This window comes from Arthrobacter sp. NPDC058192 (assembly GCF_042883665.1).
GTDB lineage: Bacteria > Actinomycetota > Actinomycetes > Actinomycetales > Micrococcaceae > Arthrobacter.
In genome coordinates this window covers 1-1984 of sequence record NZ_JBHVVJ010000037.1, presented here as the reverse complement: position 1 = coordinate 1984, position 1984 = coordinate 1, and the positions used below count along the sequence as shown (strand labels likewise).

2 protein-coding genes are annotated in these 1984 nt (G+C 65.6%); both read right to left on the bottom strand.

Annotation, left to right across the window (positions count from 1 at the left end):
* Positions 1–569: 569 nt before the first annotated feature.
* The gene (locus ACFVVK_RS20445) at positions 570–914 is read right to left on the bottom strand and encodes a hypothetical protein (protein ID WP_390271329.1); all 345 of its coding nucleotides are present in this window, start codon (positions 912–914) and stop codon (positions 570–572) included.
* Complete coding sequence (locus ACFVVK_RS20440) at positions 901–1296, bottom strand: cytochrome ubiquinol oxidase subunit I (protein WP_390271326.1); 396 nt, start codon at positions 1294–1296, stop codon at positions 901–903. Before ACFVVK_RS20440 ends, ACFVVK_RS20445 begins: the two co-directional genes overlap by 14 nt.
* Positions 1297–1984: the final 688 nt, after the last annotated feature.

The window sequence follows — 1984 nt, the reverse complement described above, 5'->3', positions numbered from 1 at the left end:
AATTTAGGGGATTCGCCGCCTCCGGTTCCCAGCTTTCCGCTGGTCTCCCTCTCGGCGACTTAGAAAACAATACACCCCCCACGCCCCCACCGCAAACCCAGCCCTGGTAGCCGCCCTCGTGGTGCTCGACCCCGGAAATCCGCGGTTAAACGGGGTTTCGGATCCGAAATCGTTGCCCTGGCGCCATCCTTCCAGCGTGTATCCTCCATCACGCTACTGCGCCATGCGCATACTCAGGGGCTGAGCGCCTATGGCAGGCGCTATAGACGGATGCCTCTCCGTTAATGCGGGCCCCGGACCTCGTCAGCGAAGTCAGGCACGGACGAGCCCGGAGCCCGGTCGGGCTAGTCGTGGACGCCTTTCTTCCGGAAGCAGTCCGCGCTGGTCGAGCACGTACAACAAGATGAAGGCCGGCACGATCAACGGCACGGCAAGACCGGCCGCGACCAGCGCCACAGCTCCAGCCACGGCCCCAGCCGCCACGGCGCGGACGCGGAAGTAGCCGACCATCGCTTCGTTGGAGAGGCGATGGGCATCTCAGGTGGGCGCTCCCGCGGCGACGTAGGCCGTCACGGATACGGCGAGCAGACCCTGACGACCGACGTCGGGTTGACCCTACTGCCCAGCGGATCGCCCGCCCGACCGCCGGCCGGAACCTGGCCGGATGCGATGCCTCCCGCGGTGGCATCGAAGCCGTAGGGCACCAGCACCGACGAGACGCCGAAGATGAAGATCAGCCACACGTGGTTCGCTTCCCACATGAGCCCGATCGAGTGGTCGCGTAGACCTTTGCCACCAGGAGGCCGCCGACCAGGTAGGCCGCAATCATCGCCCCCGTTGAAGATCACCCCGAGCGGGTCCACCGACACAACGTTCCCGGCAGTGTCCAGGGTGACCCCTTCAGGGGAGTTCATCCACGCATTGGCGCGGCCACCACCGAAACGCTGCCGAAGATGCCGGCGACGGCGATCGGGACACCGATCCAGAAGTGGGTCCAGGGCTTGAGTCGCCGCCAACCGAAAATGTAGATCGAGATGAAACGGCCTCGAGAAGTAAGAAGAGACCCTCGAACGCGAAAGGCGCGCCGAACGCCTCGCCCCAGTCCCATGAACTGAGGCACGGCAGGCCGAACTCGAAGGACAGAACCGTTCCGGTGACGGCGCCGACTGCGAAGGTGACCGCCATGTACTTCGACCAGCGCTGCGCGAGCCTGATGGCGTCAGCATCGGTCCGCCTGATGCCTCGATAGTTGGCGATCGGCGCACCACCGACCAGGCATCCGTCAAGCAGCCCCAACCAGCCAGAGCGTAGCCAAGGAGGGCGTCTCCACTTCCACCCGTGGCCGCAACAAACCCGACAACTGCGAAACCAAACCCACTACTGCCACGCCGCAGGTTACTGCGAGATTGATGACTGTAAATCGCCCGGCTGGGTCACCGTTATGACCGGGTCGTTCGCGGCGAAGGCGTAGCGGTTTGGCGGTGCGGGCGTTGAACAGTGCGTCGAGGGTGTCGTGCTGGGTCAAGCCTCCGAGGCCCGGGGTGTACGGCGCTGGCCGTACGTGACCCACCCGGTGGACGCGGTCCTGGATGCCGGCCTTGAGGATGTGTGGGTTCTGGGACGTGCCGGGCCCGCCAAAGACAGCCGTGATAGTCAGTGTAGGTGCCGGTCTCTCCGGGATGCAGGGTCCCGCGTTCCGCGGCGACCCTCCCTCAGCTGTGGCAGGTTCCTTTCTGATGCTCCCGCGGTTTTGACGCCTCCCGCACGTCCCGGCCGCCGGTCACGCCGGAAGGTGCGGGAGCGTCTCCCCCGGATGTGCACAACGTGTGGGAGCGTCCGGCCCGGGTGGGCGCGAAGTGAGGGAGCGTGCCTGGTTCCGGGGTGCGTTTTGGTGTTAAATGCGGGAGGACCCCAACCTGGTGGTTGGGGTCCTCGACCTGAATGGTGTTCCGGCGGTGACCTACTCTCCCACACCCTCCCGGGT